The 16,507-nt window shown below is 33.4% G+C and carries 14 protein-coding genes and 2 pseudogenes; 11 read left to right on the top strand and 5 right to left on the bottom strand.

What is annotated here, in order from left to right:
- Positions 1–177 precede the first annotated feature (177 nt).
- The 3 genes and pseudogenes from AAEO57_RS16820 to AAEO57_RS16810 all read left to right on the top strand — a co-directional run bounded on the left by AAEO57_RS16820 (position 178) and on the right by AAEO57_RS16810 (position 4,159).
- Entirely contained in the window at positions 178–2,337 is a 2,160-nt protein-coding gene (locus tag AAEO57_RS16820; protein WP_341694196.1) for a DUF4838 domain-containing protein, read from the top strand.
- Between the two features lie 31 nt (positions 2,338–2,368).
- Positions 2,369–2,533 (top strand): annotated as a pseudogene (locus AAEO57_RS16815) (response regulator); the annotation flags it as partial.
- Between the two features lie 279 nt (positions 2,534–2,812).
- Positions 2,813–4,159, top strand: a complete 1,347-nt coding sequence (locus tag AAEO57_RS16810) for a DEAD/DEAH box helicase (RefSeq protein ID WP_341694195.1) — start codon at positions 2,813–2,815, stop codon at positions 4,157–4,159.
- Positions 4,160–4,253: 94 nt separating this feature from the next.
- Here the strand turns inward: AAEO57_RS16810 and AAEO57_RS16805 are convergent, their stop codons facing one another.
- Entirely contained in the window at positions 4,254–5,366 is a 1,113-nt protein-coding gene (locus AAEO57_RS16805) for a lactonase family protein (protein WP_341694194.1), read from the bottom strand.
- Positions 5,367–5,615: 249 nt separating this feature from the next.
- Between AAEO57_RS16805 and AAEO57_RS16800 the strand changes: the two genes are divergently transcribed.
- The 4 genes from AAEO57_RS16800 (at position 5,616) to AAEO57_RS16785 (ending at position 9,946) form a co-directional block, all read left to right on the top strand.
- Complete coding sequence (locus AAEO57_RS16800; protein WP_341694193.1) at positions 5,616–7,544, top strand: BatA domain-containing protein; 1,929 nt, start codon at positions 5,616–5,618, stop codon at positions 7,542–7,544.
- A 69-nt stretch (positions 7,545–7,613) separates the two neighbouring features.
- The gene (locus AAEO57_RS16795; protein WP_341694192.1) at positions 7,614–8,864 is read left to right on the top strand and encodes a dihydroorotase; all 1,251 of its coding nucleotides are present in this window, start codon (positions 7,614–7,616) and stop codon (positions 8,862–8,864) included.
- 4 nt (positions 8,865–8,868) lie between these two features.
- Positions 8,869–9,195, top strand: a complete 327-nt coding sequence (locus AAEO57_RS16790; RefSeq protein WP_341694191.1) for a hypothetical protein — start codon at positions 8,869–8,871, stop codon at positions 9,193–9,195.
- Positions 9,196–9,301: 106 nt separating this feature from the next.
- Complete coding sequence (locus AAEO57_RS16785) at positions 9,302–9,946, top strand: alpha/beta hydrolase (protein ID WP_341694190.1); 645 nt, start codon at positions 9,302–9,304, stop codon at positions 9,944–9,946.
- A gap of 69 nt (positions 9,947–10,015) precedes the next feature.
- Here the strand turns inward: AAEO57_RS16785 and AAEO57_RS16780 are convergent, their stop codons facing one another.
- Genes AAEO57_RS16780 through AAEO57_RS16770 form a run of 3 tightly spaced genes read right to left on the bottom strand, consistent with a single transcriptional unit; the run spans position 10,016 to position 11,777 of the window.
- Positions 10,016–10,450 (bottom strand): hypothetical protein, encoded by a 435-nt coding sequence (locus tag AAEO57_RS16780; RefSeq protein ID WP_341694189.1) that lies wholly within the window; start codon positions 10,448–10,450, stop codon positions 10,016–10,018.
- 45 nt (positions 10,451–10,495) lie between these two features.
- Positions 10,496–10,999: a hypothetical protein gene (locus AAEO57_RS16775; RefSeq protein ID WP_341694188.1), complete on the bottom strand. Its 504-nt coding sequence runs from the start codon at positions 10,997–10,999 to the stop codon at positions 10,496–10,498.
- A gap of 13 nt (positions 11,000–11,012) precedes the next feature.
- Complete coding sequence (locus tag AAEO57_RS16770; protein ID WP_341694187.1) at positions 11,013–11,777, bottom strand: MBL fold metallo-hydrolase; 765 nt, start codon at positions 11,775–11,777, stop codon at positions 11,013–11,015.
- Between the two features lie 91 nt (positions 11,778–11,868).
- Between AAEO57_RS16770 and AAEO57_RS16765 the strand changes: the two genes are divergently transcribed.
- The 4 genes from AAEO57_RS16765 to pncB all read left to right on the top strand — a co-directional run bounded on the left by AAEO57_RS16765 (position 11,869) and on the right by pncB (position 16,239).
- On the top strand, positions 11,869–13,326 hold the full coding sequence (locus AAEO57_RS16765; protein ID WP_341694186.1) for a TonB-dependent receptor: 1,458 nt from the start codon (positions 11,869–11,871) through the stop codon (positions 13,324–13,326).
- Between the two features lie 142 nt (positions 13,327–13,468).
- Positions 13,469–13,996 carry an NADPH-dependent FMN reductase gene (locus AAEO57_RS16760; protein ID WP_341694185.1) on the top strand — a complete coding sequence of 176 codons (528 nt, stop codon included), beginning with the start codon at positions 13,469–13,471 and terminating at the stop codon, positions 13,994–13,996.
- A complete protein-coding gene (locus tag AAEO57_RS16755; RefSeq protein ID WP_341694184.1) occupies positions 13,996–14,973 on the top strand; it encodes a transglutaminase domain-containing protein in 978 nt (325 codons plus the stop codon). The genes AAEO57_RS16760 and AAEO57_RS16755 overlap by 1 nt, the downstream gene beginning before the upstream one ends.
- Before the next feature lie 90 nt (positions 14,974–15,063).
- The gene (gene pncB / locus AAEO57_RS16750; protein ID WP_341694183.1) at positions 15,064–16,239 is read left to right on the top strand and encodes a nicotinate phosphoribosyltransferase; all 1,176 of its coding nucleotides are present in this window, start codon (positions 15,064–15,066) and stop codon (positions 16,237–16,239) included.
- Between the two features lie 61 nt (positions 16,240–16,300).
- Here the strand turns inward: pncB and AAEO57_RS16745 are convergent.
- Positions 16,301–16,507, bottom strand: a pseudogene (locus AAEO57_RS16745) (hypothetical protein); the annotation flags it as partial.

Raw genomic sequence — 16,507 nt, 5'->3', positions numbered from 1 at the left:
AAAAAGTAAAAGAAAATCAAACTCTGTTTCAAACCGTTTTGAAGTCAGTTTTGTGATAAGAAAAAAATGTAGTTAGGGCTAATTTGAGGTTTCAATATCAATTCTAAAAAAATGCAAATTAAACAACGTACTATTTTATACATTGTTGTTTTCTTATCTTTTCTAAACTGCAAAATTATGGCTCAAAACTCCTTATATTTAGCAAATACGAAAGGACAGGAAGTTGCTATTGTTTCTTCTGATGAAGACACAAAAAAAGCGTCCGTTCTTTTAAAAACCTACTTAGATCAGGCTTTTGATAATCCGTTTTTAATTCAGAATAACAACTCCGAAAATACTGAGAGTTCAAAAATTATTCTTGAAGTTACTAACGAAAATATCAGTAAAAAAGATTCATTTATCATCAAAAGCGATGAGAAAAATATTTATCTAGTTGGTTCGAATGAAAAAACGTTACGATATGCGATTTATACTTTACTGGAAACATGGGGTTTTAGAAAATACACTGCAAAAGACCATTTTATTCCAAAGCTGAAAGAAATAACTTTTCCAAAAAACTTCAATAAAACGTACACCCCTTCTTTTGAATATCGGGCTTTGTTTTATCCGGATTGCTACGATGAAAATTTTAGGGACTGGCACAAACTGGATTGGCACATTGATGATTTTGGTATTTGGGGACATTCATTTTACAAATTATTAAGTGCCAAAGAGTATTTTAAAAAAAATCCAACATTTTTTGCTTTATATGAAGGTAAACGAAATTCAGAATCGTTATGCATGACCAACGATAATGTGGTTAAAATTGTTTTACGAAAAATGAGTGACATTATTAGCCAAAACCCTAATGCCCGTTTCTTTTCAATAAGCCAAAACGATGATGTTGTGTATTGTGAATGTGATAAATGTAACGCTTTAAATGAAAAACATGGAGGCCCTCAGGGATCGTTGTATTATTTCCTAAATAAAATTGCGGTACAATTCCCAAAAACTAAAATAACAACTTTAGCCTATCTTCACACGTATAAGGCACCCAAAAACATAAAAATTAAGCCTAATATCTATACCATTTTTTGCCCCATAGAAATGAATCGTGGTAAAGCTATTGAAGAAATACCAGACAATAACAGTTTTGTGGATATTCTCAACACATGGAATACCGCTACAGAACATTTGTATTTATGGGACTACACTGTTGAGTTTACCAATTATCTTTCTCCTTTTCCAAATTTCGATACTTTTTCGAAAAACTATAAATTATACGAACACAATAAAGTCAAAGGTCTTTTTGTACAGGGTTATGGTGATATTGCTGGTGATTTATATGAATTGCGACAATATCTTTTAGCAAAAATAATTTGGGATACCAATGCGGATATCGAAACTGTAACCAATGATTTCCTCAAAGGTTTTTATGGCAATGCTTCTCCATTTGTCAAACAATACATTGATTTACTTATTCAAAATCAGAAAAAAAGTGACCGCTATCTGAATATTTACACTAGTCCGATAGAAAGCAGAAACACATTTCTCTCTCCTGAAGCAATGGATCAATATGATAAGCTAATAAGTCAGGCCGAAATGGTTTCCAAAAACGATCCTGTAATCGCAAAAAGAGTTTTAAAACTGAGAGTAGCATTAGAATACGTCTATTTTGAACAGGCAAAATTTTATGGAAAAGAGCCACACGGCATGTTTCAAAAAAACGGAGATTCGTTTTCTGTGAAGGATCATCTGGAAAAGAGGGTTCAGAATTTTGTACAAAATTGTAAGGAATTTGGAATTTACGAACTCAGCGAAGACGGTTTAAGCCCTGAAGAATATGGTACTCAATGGAATTACATTGCTCAACACAATGTGGTCGATCATGTAGGTGAAAGTCTGAAATATGAATTTAAAACAAAACCCGAACCTGAATTTAACCTAAAAAAAGAAAAAGGACTACAAGACGGAATAAAAGGTTACAAAGATTTTAATCTGAACTGGACAGGCTGGTACGGGCAAAATGCCGAAATAATCATTTCCGGCAATAATACAGATTTTATCTCGTTAGAATTTCAATGTCTGGAAGATCAGCGTCACTGGATTTTTCTGCCTTCAAAAATCATTATAAAAGGATTCAAAAATCAGAAGTGGAAGACTTTAAACGAGGAAAAAGAACCTTATTTAACTGAAAATTATAGCTTAAACATAAAAAAATACAGCTTTAAAAACATAAGTTTCGGTAATTTTGATAAAATAAAAATCATTTTAACACCACAACAAAAACTACCTGCTTGGCGCGAAAGAAAAAACAAAATGCCAATGCTGATGATAGACGAAATAGTAGTAAAATAATACCTAAAAACCAGCCTCATGCCAAAAAAGGATATTTATTATTGAAGATGATACTATCATCCAAATATTAAAATTCATATTTTCAAAAGAAGGGTATGACATTATAATTTCAAAAGATGGATTAGATGCTATTGAACAAATTTCGAAAGAAACTCTAAATTTACTGATAACAGACATTATCTTAACCATGAAATCCTGTCTTGAAATCATAAAATATATGAAAGATAATTATGCGAATATACACGTAATCGTTTTGCCCCCATTGGAGAAGAAGAAACTACAGTACTGGATGCTTTTAAATTAAGTGCTGACGATTTCATAGCCAAACCTTTTAGTCTCAATAAATTATTATTACACATAAAAGAAACACTTAAAATAGCATTTTACCATAAAACGCACTATTGATTCACTATGTTTTTCGTATTTCTCTCTTACAAAGAGGATTTAATGCTATCTTTGCAAAAAATTAATGCAAATGAGCACTTTCGAAAAATTCAATCTTCCAAAATCTTTACAAAAAGCCGTTGACGAATTAGGGTTTGTTACACCTACTCCTATTCAGGAAAAATCTTTTTCTGTAATTATGTCCGGCCGTGATATGATGGGAATTGCACAAACCGGAACTGGTAAAACATTTGCTTATTTACTGCCTCTTTTAAAATTATACAAATTTACCAATACCAATACTCCCAAAATCGTGATTCTGGTTCCAACCCGAGAATTAGTAGTTCAGGTTGTAGAAGAAGTAGAGAAATTAACCACTTATATGTCCGTTAAAACTTTGGGAATTTATGGAGGTGTAAACATTAATACACAAAAAAAAGCAGTTTACGAAGGTGTTGACATTTTAGTAGGAACACCAGGCCGTACCATGGATTTAGCTCTTGATGCAGTTGTTCGTTTTGATGAAACCCAAAAACTGGTGATTGACGAATTTGACGAAATGCTGAATTTAGGTTTCAGACCACAACTGACTTCACTTTTTGCCATGATGAAAACCAAACGTCAAAACATTCTGTTCTCCGCAACGATGACAGATGAAGTAGATGATATCTTAAATGATTATTTTGATTTCCCTGAAGAAGTTACCCTGGCTCCATCAGGAACTCCGCTTGAAAAAATTACGCAGATTACCTATAACGTTCCGAATTTCAATACCAAAGTAAATCTGCTCAAACATTTACTGGAAAATGACGAAAGCATGAGTCGCATTTTGGTTTTCGTAAATAATAAAAAAATTTCAGATATGCTTTTCAATCGCATTGATGAGCTTTTTGAAGGACAATTTGGTGTCATTCACTCTAACAAATCTCAGAATTACCGTTTGAGTACCATGGCCGAATTTCAGGAAGGAAATCTTCGTGGTTTAATCACAACCGACGTTATGGCAAGAGGTCTGGATATTTCTAACATCACACACGTAATTAACTTTGAACTTCCGGAAGAACCTGAATTGTATATGCACAGAATTGGCCGTACAGGTCGTGCAGACGCAACGGGAACTGCTATCAGTTTTGTGACACCAAGAGAAGAAGAATACAAAATAGAAACGGAACTTTTAATGGATCAGGAACTTGAAGTTGCTGATTTTCCTGAAGAAGTTGAAATTTCAGAAAAATTAATAGAACCTGAAAAAGACAGATTGCCAAGAAAATTTTTAATGAAAAAACCAAAACTGGATGGTGATGGTGCTTTTCATGAAAAATCTAAAAAGAACCAAAAAATCAATCTTGGGGGACCTTCAAAAACTAAAAAGAAAACTCACGGTTCTGTCAACAGAAATATGTTGAAGACAAGAAATGAGAAGAAGAAGAAAAAATAACAACAGGTAGTAAATTCCAATAAAAAAAATTCCAAATTCCAATTTTAGAAGTTAATTGGAATTTGGAATTTTCATTTTTTGAGATTTGATAAAACTATATTTTAGTAAAAACCAGTCCCACCGGCGAGCATAATTCTATTTTCTTACCTGTACTGATAAGCTTTCCGGTCGTTTTATCTCTTTTAAAAATTATAATCTCATTGGTGTATTGATGCCCCACTAAAAGGAAATTCCCTGAAGGATCAATTGCGAAATCTCTTGGACCTTTTCCCTGAGTACTTACCTGTTCTACTTTAGTGATGCTTCCGTCTTTTAAAATAGTATAAACCGTAATCGAATTTACATCTCCGCGATCTGAAACATACAAAAATTTTCCGTCAGGCGAAATTTTGATAGCAGCTGAACTATTTGCTCCTTTAAAATCTTTCGGAATAATATTGGTTTGTTTTAAAAGTTTTAAACTTCCGCTTTTATCATAAGAAAATGTAGTCAGGGTTCCGTCTAATTCCTGCAACAGATATACAAACTTTCCGTCTTTACTGAAAGCTAAATGTCTTGGTCCGCTGCCTGCTTTTACATCAACACTGCTTTTAAAAGTCAGGATTTCATGCGCTGCACCCGGATTGTATTTGTAAATAAAAACTTTATCCGTTCCTAAATCATTAGCTAATACAAACTTTTTATCCGGAGAAAAAGCAACCATGTGTACGTGTGCTTTTTCCTGGCGTGCTTCGTTTGGTCCTTTACCTTCATGCTGAATTAATTGCTGCCCTTCTGTAATACTTCCGTCAGCATTCTTCTTAAAAACTGCGATATTTCCACCTGAATAATTCGCTACAATTACATTTTTATCATCGTTTATTAAATGACAGGGATCTGCACCCAGAGAAACATTTGTGTTGATTAGTTTAAGTTTACCGGTTGGAGAATCATAAGTAAAAGCACTAACAGCACTTTGCGGTCCGTTTTCGTTTACGGCATAAATGAATTTATTATTTGCTGATACCGATAAATAACTCGGGCTCACAACATTCTCCGAAGAATTCTTCAATTTAAAATCACCTGAATTTGAATCAAATTCGTACACATAAATTCCGTTGCTTTTACAGGTATTAGTATAGGTCCCCACTAATAAATTGTATTTATTCTGAGCTTTTGCCGTGGTCATTGCTAAAGCTGAAAATAATACTACATACATTTTTTTCATAGTTTAGTTTTTTTTAAAGAGCTAAAATACACATTAATATCATTTTCATTGTTACAAATAAAATTCGAAAAGTTACATTTTTTTTGATGCCGTTTCTTAACATTCATAATATATAAGATCAGTTTAATTATTCATTGTTTTTTACTTATAATCTCTCGCACGAACATATATGGTTTAATAATTTTAATTTGTATTTTTGAACCTGCATCTTCGCAAAAACAAAACGTAGCGAAGTAAATCGAAGCCAGAATGCATTTTAAACATCCCGAAATTCTATACTTTCTGTTTTTGTTGATTGTTCCAGTTTTGGTTCATTTATTTCAATTACGACGTTTTAAAACCTCATATTTTACCAATGTCCGCTTTTTAAAAGAACTTGCTATACAGACCCGCAAAAGTTCGAAAATCAAAAAACGTTTATTGCTGGCAACCCGTTTATTGCTCCTAAGCTGTGCAATTATTGCTTTCGCGCAGCCTTTTTTTGAAGCAAAAGACAGTAAAAATGCCTCAAACGAAATGTATATCGTTCTTGATAATTCATTCAGTATGCAGGCAAAAGGAAAAAAAGGCGAGCTCCTAAAACGCACCGTTCAGGAATTACTGGAAAACACGCCAGAAACTGCTCAATTTTCGCTTTTGACCAATACAGAAAACTTGTGGAATACCGATATTAAATCTTCGAGAAGTGCGTTGCAAAACTTAAAATACAGTGCCACTCCATTTGAACTTTCATCCATTTTAGCAAAAATAAAAGCTCACAAATCAGCCAATAAAAAAGATATTGTCATTATTACAGATGCCGTTGGTTTAGCTGAAAATGATGTAAAAAACATTGATTTTGAAGAGAAACCTTACTTCATCGTTCCCGAAGCCGAACAAAAAAACAATATTTCGATTGACAGCGTTTACATCAATCAGTCTTTAGAAAACTTTTATGAAATCGGCATCAATTTATCGGCTTACGGAGAAGATTTCAAACCAGTTTCCACCGCTTTATACAATCAAAACAAACTGATTGCCAAAACGATTATCAATTTCGATACAAAGAAAAAGAAAATCAATTTCACCATCCCAAAAGAAGCTTTTCATGGATATGTGACAATTGAAGATAATGGTTTAAGCTACGATAATAAATTGTTCTTCAGTATTTCTAAAAACAAAAAGACAAACGTCATCAGCATTGGTGAGTCCGAAAAAAGCAATTTCTTATCGAGAATTTATACTCGCGGAGAATTCAACTATCACAATTACCCAATCAGCGCTTTAGATTATAATAGTTTAGAAAAACAAAATACTATCATTCTAAACGAATTAACTGATATCCCGCAGGCGTTACAGACGACTCTAAAAACTTTTGTTTCCAAAGGCGGCAATCTGGTTGTAATTCCGTCTGAGAAAAGTTCAATTTCTAATTTGAATACATTTTTGAGTAATTTCGGAAAAATTCAATTCAAAAACTTAGAAACCAATAGCAAATTAATCACTAAAATTAATTTCGATCATCCTTTGTTTTCAGGGGTTTTTGAAAATAAAATAACGAATTTCCAGTATCCTAAAGTAAACAGTTCGTTTACTGTTTCGAGTCCGTATCCGGCGGTACTTTCATTTGAAGACCAGACAGCTTTTGTAACTTCTGTTCAAAATCAGGTTTCCGGAACTACGTTTTTTACAGCTCCTGTAAACAGTTCCAATTCTAATTTCCAACAATCCCCTTTAATTGTTCCGTTATTTTATAAAATTGCACAAAACAATCAGAAAACGGGAGTTAATGCATTGACAATTGGCAATAATCAGCCCTATTTTGTAGATGTTTTATTGACAAAAGACGCTATTTTAGAAGTTAAAGGAATAGAAGATCAATTTATTCCAATTCAGCAGATTTTAAACAATAAAGTAAAATTAACTTTTAATGATTATCCTGAAACAGCTGAAAACTATGGTGTTTTTGACAAAAAAGAATGGGTTGAAAACATTAGTTTTAATTACAAAAGAACCGAAAGCGATTTAAGTCAGGTAAACACAAATATCGTTTCTGATTTTAAAACTGCTGATACAATTTCGACCATTTTTAACACCTTACAAACGGAGCGCACAGACAGTCAAATTTGGAAATGGTTTGTTATCTTTGCACTGTTATTTTTAGCATTAGAAATGGCAATCATCAAATTTGTAAAATAGACTTGCGTTGATTCCTGAAATCATCTGACATTTTACAAGAATCATTTTACGACAATAAAATATCTACATATGAAAATAATCATCAAAAGCGCCAAAATTATCGACTCAAAAAGTCCGTTTCACAATCAGACTGTTGATCTTTTAATTGCAGATGGTTTAATAGAAAAAATAGGCGTTTCACTCCCAGACGATGATGCAGAAATACTAAGATTTAACAATCTTCATGTTTCTCAGGGCTGGTTTGACAGCAGTGTTTCTCTTGGAGAACCTGGTTACGAAGACAGAGAAACCATTGCAAATGGCCTAAACGTTGCAGCCAAAAGCGGTTTTACAGCCATTGGCTTGCAGCCTAACTCCTTCCCAATTATCGACAATCAGTCTCAGGTAAATTTTGTAAAAAATAAAGCAAACGGCTCTGCTACAGAAATTTTTCCAATTGGAGCCTTGACAAAAGCCAGTGAAGGAAAAGATATGGCTGAACTTTTTGATATGAAAAAAGCCGGAGCTATTGCTTTTGGAGATTACAACAAAAGTCTCGACAACGCCAATATCCTAAAAATTGCTTTACAATACGTACAGGATTTCGACGGATTGGTAATTGCTTATTCACAGGATCCGAATATTAAAGGAAACGGAGTTGCCAATGAAGGAATTGTTTCGACAAGATTAGGGTTAAAAGGAATTCCAAATTTAGCCGAAGAACTGCAAATATCAAGAAACTTATTTTTGCTGGAATATACAGGCGGAAAACTACATATTCCAACTATTTCAACAGCAAAATCAGTTCAATTGATTCGGGAAGCGAAAGCAAAAGGCTTAAACATAACCGCAAGTGCATCTGTACACCATTTGGTTTTAACCGATGAAAAACTGGACGAATTTGATACACGTTTTAAAGTTACTCCACCATTAAGAACTGAAGTTGACAGACAAGCTTTACTTAATGGAATCGCAGACGGAACAATCGACTTGATTACTTCTGACCACAACCCTATTGATATCGAATTTAAAAAAATGGAATTTGATACAGCTAAAAACGGGACTATTGGTTTAGAAAGTGCTTTTGGAGCTTTATTAACGGTTTTACCAGTAGAAACTGTAGTTGCAAAACTAACTGCTGCAAGAACCCTTTTCGGATTAGAAAATACGACTATCGAAGAAGGTGCAAAGGCAAATCTTACCTTATTTACTCCTGAAGGAAAATCAACTTTTACAAAAGAAAACATCCTTTCAAAATCTAAAAATTCTGCTTTTTTAGGAATCGAAATTAAAGGTTCTGTTTACGGAATTTTCAATCAAAATCAATTAGTTACAAAATAATACAATGAACAATACAGTCGAAGAAGGAAAATCAATTGCCATTACCAGTTATATTTTGATTATTGGAGTTTTAATCGCTATGTCAATGAACGCTGAAAACAAAAACAGTTTTGCTTCTTTTCATATCCGTCAGTCCTTAGGATTATCCTTAACCTTTATTTCTTTCGGAGCAATTATCAGTAATTTCGACAGCTTTTTTATCACTTTCCCTATGTGGATTTGTATTTCAATTCTTTGGACTTTTGGTATTTTTAATGCCATTCAAGGACAGACGAAACCAATTCCTTTGGTTGGCGAATTATTTCAAAAATGGTTTAAATCAATTGGATAAATTTTTAAAATCCCAATTTTTAAGTACCAAATTCCAAACTAAAAAACGTCAAAACTTTGACAAAGCGAAAAATTCATAATTCACAACTTACAATTCATAATTAAAAATGAATCTATCTTTAGAATATAAAATACAAGAACCAAAAGTAATTTTAGATAAAAATCCATTATTGCTTTTATTACACGGATACGGAAGCAACGAGGCCGATTTATTTTCTTTTGCTACAGAACTTCCGGATAATTATTATGTTATTTCTGCAAGAGCACCTTATGATTTACAATACGGTGCTTATGCATGGTATGCGATTAATTTTGATGCAGATCAGAATAAATTTTCAGATAACGAACAAGCCAAAATTTCAAGAGATAGAATTGCTTCTTTTATTGATGAATTAGTGGCGAATTACCCAATTGATGCTAACAATGTTGCTTTAATCGGATTCAGTCAGGGATCTATTTTGAGTTATGCAACGGCACTTTCTTATCCTGAAAAAATTCAACGGGTTGTCGCAATGAGTGGCTATTTCAATGAAGAAATTATCAAAGAAGGCTTTGAAAATAATGATTTCAAAAAACTAAAAATATTCGCTTCCCACGGAACTGTAGATCAGGTTATTCCGATTGAATGGGCAAGAAAAACACCTTCAATTTTAGAAAAGCTAAATATTCCGGTTACTTACAAAGAATATCCTGTAGGTCACGGAGTTGCACCGCAAAATTTCTTTGATTTTAAGAACTGGCTTTTGATGTAAAAAATAAAATGTGAAATGTATTTTGGTTGGGTTCAATCATTTTACATTTTACATTTTACATTTCACATTTCACTTCCCGGTATAAATAATCTTCCCGTTTTTTTTCAGTACATATCCTTTCCATGGAATTAACTGCCAATCGCCGTTGATCCACGAATCACCTTCAGATTTTCTCTCTAAAATGATCGATTCTTTTTGAGTGTCTAAGAAAAGTTCTGCTTTATTCCCATCAAAAATCACGTATGCCGCGGTAGTATATTCTTTTCCTTCATCGTAATGAGACAATTTTGTTCCTTCAAAAATTCGGATACATTCCTTTTTAAGGACTGACCAAACATAACCTGCAGAAGCTTTACAGCCATGTGCATCAGAGTCGGCTCCAACTACAGGTTCTTTTTTAGTTTCCTCTGTTTGTTCTTGAAAATCTTTTTTTTCTGACGAAACTTTTTTTTCGCAAGAAAATGAAGAGACAACAACAAATGCAATCAAAATAATCTTTTTCATAATCCTAAATATTTTAAGTGAGAAAAAAAATAGGATTAAAAAACCCTATTTCTGATATAACCAGCTTTGATTTACTTCAAAAGTAATATTTTCTTTATCGTCCACAAAATATTTCAACAGCACTTCTCCCCATAATTCACCATTGCTGTAATCGGCAATAATCCATCTGTGGTTTAGGACTTTTATTTTATTAATGATGAATTTTTTACCGTCAATTATATCCTGACCTGTGTAAGGATTTCCGTTTGGATTTTCATTTAAATCTAATAGCTTCTCAGTTACCGCCGGAATCAGTTTTTCATATAAAATTACTTTTCCTCCCGAAGCAGTATTATCAAAATAATTTTGTGCATTTTCATTATGCTCCAGCGAAAAATAATCTGCCTCTGCCAGTTTTCCGGACACCAAATTAATACTGTCTCTCAACCTTTTAGTCGTTTTATCATATCGCTCCTTTTCAAATTTCACTTCCCTGCTGTAAAACATATAAGTAAAAATGTTCATTAAAATTGCTAATAAAAAAAGATAAAGCATTAAAGATTTCTTCATTTTGTAGATATAATTAAATTGTAATTTCTAAATTGTCATAAGCCAGAAAAACATTTTCAGGAAGTTGTTTTTGTACTTCTTCATGAAAACCTAACACGTGACTGATATGTGTGAGATAAGCTTTTTCAGGTTTTACTAAGTTGATAAAATCAAGCGCTTCCTGCAAATTAAAATGAGTATCATGAGGCTCAACGCGAAGGGCATTTACAACCAAAACTTTCAGGTTTTTTAATTTTTCTGTTTCAGCTTTTTCTATGGTTTTTACATCCGTCAGGTAAGCAAAATCATCAATACGGTACCCAAAAACCTGCAAATCGCCGTGCATTACGTTTATCGGAACAGCCATTTTATCTCCAATTGCAAAAGGTCTGTTATTAATCACTTCTATAGTTTTTACACTCGGCGCACCCGGATATTTATTTACCGTTTCAAAAACATAATCAAAACGTTTTCTAAGGTTATCAATTACACGCTGATGCGCATAAACAGGGATTTCTCCCTGCCTGAAATTAAACGGACGAATATCATCCAGACCTGCTGTATGGTCTGCATGTTCGTGGGTAAATAATATTGCGTCTAGTTTACGGCATCCGCAGGAAAGCATTTGCTGCCTAAAATCAGGACCGCAATCTATAACATACGAATACTCGTTCCATGTGATCCAGACAGATACACGAAGCCTTTTATCTTTCGCATCTAAACTTTTGCAAACAGGATGGTCAATCCCAATAATGGGAATGCCCTGAGAAGTACCGGTACCTAAAAAATAAATCTTCAACTGAACTTGATTTTTTTACAAAAATAGGGATTATTTCTCTTTCATTAGAGCGCTAATTTACTAACTTTGTAACAAATCTATTTAAAATAAAATGGGCACAGAAATAAAACTCAAAGGTGACAAGGTCATCGCTCAGATTCCTTCTATAAAAGACAAAGCACTACGCATTAATTTAAACGAAAATATTTACGGAACTTTTGCCGAAATTGGCGCCGGACAGGAAACTGTAAGACATTTTTTCAGATCTGGAGGTTCATCAGGAACAATTGCAAAAGCAATGTCTGCGTATGACAAAGATTTTAGTGATGCTGTTTATGGAGTAGAAAGCGATGGGCGATATGTAACCGAAAACCGCCTCAAAAAAATGCTAACATTTGAAGGTGAATTGATTGAAGAGCGTCTGAGCCGTGAAAAACACCCAAATAAACTCTTTTTTAGTTACGCCAATACTGTTGCCACTATAGATTTTGCCAAACAATTTAAAGGTCACGGCTGGGTTGGAATCAGATACCAGATTGAACCTGACGAAGCTTATAACGAAATTATTCTTCACATACGTTTTAAAGAAACTGATGCCCGATTACAGCAGGAAACACTGGGAATTTTAGGGGTTAACCTTATCTACGGTGCTTTCTACAAATATAATGACCCTAAACGATTACTTCGTTATTTATACGATCACTTAGACAAAGACCAGCTTGAAATCGATACAATTAACTTCTCGGGGCCCCGTTTCGCAGATGTTGACAATCGTTTGATGAGTTTACAGCTTGTTAAAAATGGTATGACTGATGCCGTAATGTTTAATCCTGAAGGAAAAAACGTTTTGCCAGCTGCTGTTTTATACAAAAAAAATCTTCTTGCCTTCAGAGGAAGTTTTCGCCCGGTTACCAATGTGAATCTTGATATGTATGAGAAATCATTAAAAATGTTTCTCGAAGAAAACAAAGTTGAAAAAGATAACACTTTGGTAGTTTTTGAAATTACGCTGTCAAATTTACGCTCAGACGGAGAAATTGATGAACGTGATTTTATGGACAGAGCTGAATTGCTTTGCGCATTAGGCCAAACCGTTATGATTTCTAACTTTCAGGAATATTACAAAGTAGTTGAATATTTTTCTAATTATACCAAAGCCCGTATGGGACTTGCAATGGGGGTAAATAACTTAGTTGATATTTTTGATGAGAAATATTACCGTCATTTAAGCGGAGGTATCCTTGAAGCCTTTGGAAAATTATTCTACCGCGATATGAAAGTGTTTTTATATCCAATGCTGGGTGAAGATGGCGAAATTATCACTTCTGATAATCTAAAAGTACATCCTAGAATGAAAGAATTGTATAAATTCTTCAAATTCAATGGGAAAGTAGTTGACATTGTAGATTACAATCCTAATATACTAAACGTGTTCTCCCGTGAAGTATTAAAAATGATTGGTCAGGGAAAACCTGGCTGGGAGCCAATGCTTCCGTCGGGGATTGCCGAAATGATAAAAGAACATCATCTTTTTGGCTACCATCCGGTAAAAGAATTAAATCAGGGTTAATCCAAATTCAATTTATTTAAAAGCATAAAAGTCCAAGAAAGATCTGTCTTTTTTGGACTTTTCTTTTCAGTAAAATTTATTTCGTTTTACTGCGTTTTTTATTGTAATTTAATTTTTAGTACTTTTAATAAAAAATAAAATCATGAAAATTATAGCCTTTGCAGGAAGCAATAGTCAACACTCCATCAACAAACATTTGGCAACATATGCTGCAAATCAATTTGACAATGCGCAAATAGAAGTTTTAGATTTAAATGATTTTGCGATGCCCTTATTCAGTGTCGATCTGGAAAAAGAAATCGGACAGCATGAAATCGCAAAATCATTTCTGAATAAATTAGAAAACGCAGATATCCTGGTTGTTTCTCTGGCTGAAAATAACGGAAATTATTCAGCTGCTTTTAAAAACGTATTTGACTGGAGTTCCAGAATCCTTAAAGATGTTTTTCAGCAAAAACCTATGCTATTGATGGCAACTTCTCCGGGAGCAAGAGGCGGTGCTTCGGTTTTAGAAATTGCAAAAACTGCTTTTCCTAGATATGGTGCCCAAATAAAAGGACTTTTTTCATTACCTTCTTTCAATACAAATTTTGATTTAGAAAAAAATGAAATTTCAAATCCGGAATTTGACAATGAATTAAAAACAATCATAAAAAACAGTTTTAATTAATGAGAGTAAAACAAACCTTTTTTGTATTTATTCTTTTTAGTTTTCTTTTCTTTCAGACCTCCTACTCTCAAAAATACAATGCAGTTGACAAAACTGTATCAAAATATCCGGATTTTGGAAGTACTGAAGAATTAGCAGAAAAAATTCAAAAAGACTTTACATCAGAATACGATAAAGCCAGAGCAATTTACAGTTGGATTGCTCTAAATATTGATTACGATTTCAAGGCATTTCTAAATCCTGCACAGCCAAAAAGTTTCAGCTATAGAACAGAAGCAGAAAAACAGAAAAAAATAAAGCAATTTAACGATGAAATTCTGCAAACCACTTTTAAATCAAGAAAAGGAGTTTGCGAAGGTTTTACTTTATTATTTAGCCATTTAGCCTCATTAACCGGCTTAAAATCACAAATTATTAAAGGAGATTCAAAAAACAGCCTCAGTGATATTGGCCGAAAAAAATCTATGACCAATCACGCATGGAATATGGTTTTGATAGCCGGAAAATGGCGATTAATAGATGCTACCTGGGGACAAGGGTATTACAGCCAAAACAAAGGCAGAATGATAAAAGATTTTAGCTCTGTATATTTTGACACACCGCCAAACTATTTCTTTGCCAAACATTTTCCTGAATCAGGAACTTTTCTGAATACTAAATTAGATAAAAATGCTTTTCTAAACGGACCTCTAATCTATAACGAATTAATCGAAAAAGATACTGAAGTCCTATTGCCTGATTCTGGCTTATTAGAAGTCAAAAATGGTCAAAAAGTCACTTTTAGATTTAAGAATATTTCAAAATCAGATCAGCTTTATTATCTGAATAAAAGGAACCAACCCGTAAAAATCGAAAATCCAAAAGAAAAAAAAGGCGGATTGGAATTTCAGGTCACTTTCGACAAAAATATTGGGCAGTTTATTACTTTTTATTTAAACACCAACAGTCTCGTTTCGTTTAAAGTTGTTCAGAAATAACCATTCCCCCATTATATAATTTCCTTATTTTATTGAATTGGCGTATCTTTACTAATTCAGAATTTAGTAAATCTAGACAGTGAACTGGCAATGGAAACAATTTTTCTAAAATCGATTTTAGATAACGACTTTTACAAATTTACGATGCAGCATGCCGTAATCAAGCTTTTTCCAAAAGCAAAAGTTCGTTATGGTTTTATCAATCGTGGGAAACATATTTTTCCGGCAGGATTTGCAGATTTGCTTCGCCATGCCGTAGATACCATGGCAGACCTTCGTTTAACAAAGGAAGAAAAAAATTATCTGGCGCATTATTGTCATTACCTCGACCCGACATATTTAGACTTTCTACAGGGTTATAGTTTTGATCCGTCTGAAGTACATATCAGTCAGGAAGGTTCTGAAATTACAGTTGTTGTTGAAGGCTTTTGGTACAGAACTATTTTATGGGAAGTTCCCCTGATGGCTCTAATTTCAGAACTATTTTATAAATCGAATCATTTAATCCGACTGAATAATGAAGCCATAAAAAACCTTACCAAAGAGAAAATAGACAACTACAATAAATTAGGCGTTTCAATATTGGAATTTGGCACAAGAAGACGTCATTCTTATGAAGTACATGAATTGGTAAATGAAACCCTGAAAACCTATGGCGGACAAAGCTTCATTGGTACAAGTAATGTACATTTTGCAATGGCCAATAACAGAAGGCCTTTGGGCACACATGCACACGAATGGTTTATGTTTCATGCTGCACAATATGGTTTTAAAATGGCTAATTCTATAAGTCTCGAACACTGGACTCAGGTTTATGGCGGAGACCTCGGAATTGCATTAACTGATACTTACACTACCGATATATTTTTCAATCAGTTTGATAAAAAATACTCCAAACTATTTGATGGTGTACGACATGACAGCGGTGACCCAGTCGAATTTGCTCAAAAGGTGATTTCGCATTACATCAAAATGGGAATCGATCCAAAATCGAAAGCGATTGTTTTTTCGGATTCGCTCAATTATAATAAAGTAAAAACAATTGCAGCTTTCTGTCATGACAAAATAAAAATGTCTTTCGGAATCGGAACAAATTTCACCAATGATGTAGGACTCCCGGCGATGAATATGGTAATAAAATTAACCGACACAAAACCGGATAATTTACACTGGCAGGGCGTTGTAAAACTTTCTGACGAAAAAAACAAAAATACAGGAACTCCTGAAATGATTGCTTTGGCAAAAGAAGTACTCCGAATCAAATAGTATTTCTTTGTTGGAATACTGATTTTTTATATTTTTAGTGTTTGTATTCACTAGTGTCCGCTTAAAATAAGTTAAAAACCAGCTGGTTAGTATTATGTTCATTGATATTATTGTAATCTGATTTCATAAGTAGTTCATTTATAGGTGTTTTATCGAGTAATGATGCGGATAAAATTTGTAGAATTTCGTAGGTTGAGCGATTGATTTTTAAATCTTTTGCTATTATAGAGACCAAGCAGTAAGTCACAATTGCTACATTAATTTGAAT

The sequence above is a fragment of the Flavobacterium calami genome (genome assembly GCF_038290035.1).
GTDB classification, from domain to species: domain Bacteria; phylum Bacteroidota; class Bacteroidia; order Flavobacteriales; family Flavobacteriaceae; genus Flavobacterium; species Flavobacterium calami.
Note: the sequence above shows the minus strand (reverse complement) of the source record. Positions and strands in the feature narration are given on the sequence as shown.

Coding starts and splice junctions, on each gene's coding strand:
- AAEO57_RS16790 (WP_341694191.1), top strand. CDS start 8,869: ATGAACAATACAGTCGAAGAAGGAAAATCAATTGCCATTACCAGTTAT.
- AAEO57_RS16775 (WP_341694188.1), bottom strand. CDS start 10,999: ATGAAGAAATCTTTAATGCTTTATCTTTTTTTATTAGCAATTTTAATG.
- AAEO57_RS16805 (WP_341694194.1), bottom strand. CDS start 5,366: ATGAAAAAAATGTATGTAGTATTATTTTCAGCTTTAGCAATGACCACG.
- AAEO57_RS16785 (WP_341694190.1), top strand. CDS start 9,302: ATGAATCTATCTTTAGAATATAAAATACAAGAACCAAAAGTAATTTTA.
- AAEO57_RS16765 (WP_341694186.1), top strand. CDS start 11,869: ATGGGCACAGAAATAAAACTCAAAGGTGACAAGGTCATCGCTCAGATT.
- pncB (WP_341694183.1), top strand. CDS start 15,064: ATGGAAACAATTTTTCTAAAATCGATTTTAGATAACGACTTTTACAAA.
- AAEO57_RS16820 (WP_341694196.1), top strand. CDS start 178: ATGGCTCAAAACTCCTTATATTTAGCAAATACGAAAGGACAGGAAGTT.
- AAEO57_RS16760 (WP_341694185.1), top strand. CDS start 13,469: ATGAAAATTATAGCCTTTGCAGGAAGCAATAGTCAACACTCCATCAAC.
- AAEO57_RS16755 (WP_341694184.1), top strand. CDS start 13,996: ATGAGAGTAAAACAAACCTTTTTTGTATTTATTCTTTTTAGTTTTCTT.
- AAEO57_RS16780 (WP_341694189.1), bottom strand. CDS start 10,450: ATGAAAAAGATTATTTTGATTGCATTTGTTGTTGTCTCTTCATTTTCT.
- AAEO57_RS16800 (WP_341694193.1), top strand. CDS start 5,616: ATGCATTTTAAACATCCCGAAATTCTATACTTTCTGTTTTTGTTGATT.
- AAEO57_RS16810 (WP_341694195.1), top strand. CDS start 2,813: ATGAGCACTTTCGAAAAATTCAATCTTCCAAAATCTTTACAAAAAGCC.
- AAEO57_RS16795 (WP_341694192.1), top strand. CDS start 7,614: ATGAAAATAATCATCAAAAGCGCCAAAATTATCGACTCAAAAAGTCCG.